The sequence below is a fragment of the Gordonibacter sp. genome, assembly GCF_036667095.1.
Taxonomy (GTDB): Bacteria; Actinomycetota; Coriobacteriia; order Coriobacteriales; family Eggerthellaceae; genus Gordonibacter.
Genome location: NZ_JAVWUP010000212.1, coordinates 1 through 3796 on the forward strand (window position 1 = coordinate 1; position 3796 = coordinate 3796).

Below are 3796 nucleotides of genomic sequence, written 5' to 3' on the forward strand. Positions count from 1 at the left end.
TTGGTCGGGTTCGTGCGCCGTGCGGGCTGCGGGCATACGCTCACGTTCAACCGCCGCAAGAAGGGCAGCTACTTTTTGGCGGATTGCGTCTGCGCGCGTGAGAGTCATGAGCGCTGGCGCATATACGAGAGCGACCTGGAAAGCGCGGTTGCGAAGGCCATCGCACGCGAGAAGGAGCTCATGGGACGAAGAGTCGCCGAGGCTCGCAAGAAGAGGGCGGCGGACAACCTGGCATGCCGCAGGGCCGATCTGGCTTTGGAGAAGGCCAAGCGCGCCTTGAACGCTGCGAAACAGAAGCGCCGCAGCTTGTATGAGCGCTATGCGGTAGGCGAGATCGAACGAGAGGACTATTTAATCGAGAAGCCGTCCATTGATGCAGATATCGCAGCGAGTACGACAGAGGCTGAGCAGCTTGAGGCTGCATTGGGGAAAGCGCGCGCGGACGCTGCTCAAAACTTGAAGGATATGCAAACTGCATCTGCGCTTTGCGGGGATGTTCCCGAAAAGCTCGACCGTGCAACGCTTGGCACATTCGTCGATTGCGTGATAGTGCACGGTCCAGACCGCATAGAGGTGCGCCTGAAGCATCCTGATGCGCTCAAAAGCAGGGTTTGAAAGATGAGGAGTATCCAAAACGAGGATTGCGTGCCTTTAAGGGTAGGGAGGAAAAACCCCTGCGCCCCAAACGGCGCGCACCTTGACAACCGCATGCAATATACGAACGTAACGACACGCGCGAACGCGCATGGGGCGGAGCCTGCCCTGGGCTCGCCCGTGCGCGAGCGCGTGGATACGAGAAGAACAGGAGGTGGCCTAGATGATCGGGTTCATCTTCATGGGGCTTGCCGGATGCTGCGCCGCACTGGCGCTTGCATGCGCTGGCAGGCCTCGTTACGCCGATTCAGCCAAGGTTCTAGAGCCGGGAGGTGGATAGCATGACGGTCTTTCGCGTCGAGAAGACCCGTGACTACACCGTCATGTCGAACTGCCATCTGCGCGACAGGCGGCTTTCCCTGAAGGCGAAGGGGCTCATGTCCTTCATGCTGTCCCTGCCCGACGATTGGGACTACACCATCAAGGGCATGGCCGCCCTGCATCCCGACGGCATCGATTCCATACGCACGGCCTTAAACGAGCTGGAAGAGCTCGGCTACATGGTGCGCACGCGACGCCGCGATAGCGGCGGCAGGTTGCGCGATACGGAATACGTTATCTACGAGAGCCCTAGATTGGATTCACCTATATTGGAAAATCCAACGCAGGCTGAACCTATATTGGAAAATCCTACGCAGGTTTTCCCTACGCAGGAAAATCCAACGCAAAGAAGTACTAAGGGAACAAGTACTGAAGAACCAAATACGAAACTGAGGAAAAACGAAGAGAAGAAGGCGCTTGGGCGCTACGGCAACGTTTTGCTGAGCGCTTTGGAACTGGAGAGCCTGAGCGGCGAGTTCCCCGAGGACCTCGATGCGCGCATCGAGCGCTTGGGCGAGTACATGGAATCGAGCGGACGCAGCTACAAGAGCCATGCGGCAACCATCCGCTCTTGGGCGGCACGCGATGCCGAGAGAGCGGCAACGCCGACGACGCTCGACTACCGATGCGAGGATGGGGAGTGCCTGTGATCGATACTGCCGTCAAAACCTCGAAGCCCGGCGACTATGTCGATGCGGAAACCGGCCTGCTTACCTGTAGCGTGTGCCACAAGGGAAAGCAGGTGCGCTTGGAGCTCTACGGGCAGGCCTCTGTGATGAGCTGCCTGTGCGACTGCGAACGTGCGGCGCTTGAGGCTGAGGAGGAAAAGCGCCAAGCACGTCAGCGGGCCGCAAAGGTTGCCGGTTTGAGAAAGGCGGGGCTGCAAGACGAGCTTCTGGCTGGCTGCACGTTTGCAAACGACGACGGCACAAACCCCCAGATGCCCAAAGCACGCGCCTACATCGAGGCGTGGGAGCTGATGTATGCCCAAGGCTTCGGGATGCTCGTCTACGGCCCCGTGGGCACGGGCAAGAGCTTCTTCGCGGGATGCATCGCCAACGAGCTTGTGAACCGCGGCGTGAGCGTTCTCGTGACCAACATCCCGCGCGTGCTCAACGACCTGGCCGATACGCGGCTCTCCGGCAGAGGGGCCTACCTCTCCAAGCTCGACAGCTTCGACTTGCTCGTCATCGACGACTTGGGCGTCGAGCGCACGAGCGACTACGGCTTCGAGCAGGTGTTCAGCGTGATTGACGGGCGCTACCGCACGGGGCGTCCGCTCATCGTGACCACGAACATCCCCTTGAAGGCCATGAAGGACGAGGCGGCACCGATCGAGAAGCGGCGCATCTACGACCGCATCTTAGAGCGCTGCGCGCCGGTGTGCATGAACGGCAAGAACTACCGCAAGCAGAAGGCAGCCGCGAACCTGGCGACGATGCAAAGGCTCCTCGCCGATACGGGCTGCATCGAATAAGCGGTGGGACACCATGTCCCACCAAAGCAAGCATTAACGAAAGGAGCTGGTTTAAATGGCCAAGACCTATACGGCAGGCGGCTTCAACGCAGAGAAGTTCGCGGCCAATGTGAACATCGATGATATGCGCTATTTCGCGAGGATGGAGGAGGCGTTCTTGAACCTGCCGCAGGGCGTCAAGTTCGGCATCGTGCTCACCGATGCGCTCGGATCGGAATGGAGCACGCTTTCGGCGGACAGCAAGACGAGGATATTCGAGGCGTTCCTCGAAAGGGACGAGGATTTCTTAGTGAGCGACGCTATATTCGACGATGTGGAAGAGGCGGCAGAAGAGGAAAGCGAGCAGGATCTTGCAGACTACCTCGACCGCATGCTGATCATGGAGAATCTGCCCTGGAAGCGCGTGGACAAGCCGCGTTACGACTACGGCTTCATCGACTTCGGGGGGAACTGATCATGGCGAGCGATTTCGGCGACGAGTCCGGCGAGAAGCTGTTCGACTGGATGCTCGACGTGGGCGAGCGCGCGGGGGCCCAGGCGATGGAGGATGCAGCCAGCAAGCTGGTATCCGCCTTGCGCAAGGCGCGCGGTGATGCGGGTTTAGGCGATGACGAGGCGAAATGGGCTCGCCTCGATATGGCGGAGTTCAAGGAGATCGAGGACTATGCCACCATACGCGAGATCATCGATGCCCAACTCGACAAGGCGGGCGTTGCCCATGAGCTCTCCATGCAAGGCGACAAGGAGCTTCTGGTGTTCAAGGTCGAGGACACGCCCAAGGTGGACAAGGTGTTCGCCGACATGATCGAAGGCGCGAAGGGCGCGCTCGGGCGTGCGAAGGTTGCCCGGAGCGAGTTTCGCGAGAAGCAGAAGGGCCGCGACGAGCAGCCGCTCGACGAGCGCAGCCAGCAGGCGCGCGAGGCATCAGCCGCCCACGAGCAATCGCGCGGCGGCTTTCGCCAACGCGCGAAGGAGCTGGCGGCCTTCGAGGTGAAGTCCAAATGATGAAGGTGGGAAAGGCCGGGCTGGTAGTCTCGGCGGTGTTCTCTCTTCTATGCTTTGCAGCAGCGGACGCGTACGTGAGCTGCCTGATGGGCTTTCCGCAGCCGCTGCTCGGGCATCTGAACGACGCGCTCGCACAGGTGCCGCAGTTTTTGACAGACGGAAGCATCGCCAAATGCATTGAGCCTGCGGGCTTGGCTGCCGGTTTCGTGGCGGCGTGCGCCGTTTGGATGGTATGGGCCTATTCGCTCATGCGCCAGGGCAACTTCCGCCACGGCGAGGAGCATGGCTCGTCGCGTTGGGGCACGCGCGTTGAGGGCAGGCGCTTCATGAACGACAAGG

5 protein-coding genes and 1 pseudogene are annotated in these 3796 nt (G+C 60.5%); all 6 read left to right on the forward strand.

Going from position 1 to position 3796, the window contains the following annotated elements; genetic code table 11:
* The coding region (locus RR842_RS12600; protein ID WP_332729965.1) for a hypothetical protein at positions 1–615 on the forward strand (615 nt) is incomplete at its 5' end.
* Between the two features lie 320 nt (positions 616–935).
* On the forward strand, positions 936–1625 hold the full coding sequence (locus RR842_RS12605; protein ID WP_332729967.1) for a helix-turn-helix domain-containing protein: 690 nt from the start codon (positions 936–938) through the stop codon (positions 1623–1625).
* Positions 1616–2452 carry an ATP-binding protein gene (locus tag RR842_RS12610; protein WP_332729968.1) on the forward strand — a complete coding sequence of 279 codons (837 nt, stop codon included), beginning with the start codon at positions 1616–1618 and terminating at the stop codon, positions 2450–2452. Before RR842_RS12605 ends, RR842_RS12610 begins: the two co-directional genes overlap by 10 nt.
* 55 nt (positions 2453–2507) lie before the next feature.
* Entirely contained in the window at positions 2508–2906 is a 399-nt protein-coding gene (locus RR842_RS12615; protein ID WP_270245536.1) for a hypothetical protein, read from the forward strand.
* Between the two features lie 2 nt (positions 2907–2908).
* On the forward strand, positions 2909–3457 hold the full coding sequence (locus tag RR842_RS12620; RefSeq protein WP_270245535.1) for a hypothetical protein: 549 nt from the start codon (positions 2909–2911) through the stop codon (positions 3455–3457).
* A pseudogene (locus tag RR842_RS12625) lies at positions 3454–3796 on the forward strand (type IV secretory system conjugative DNA transfer family protein); the annotation flags it as partial. The gene RR842_RS12620 and the pseudogene RR842_RS12625, both read left to right, overlap by 4 nt.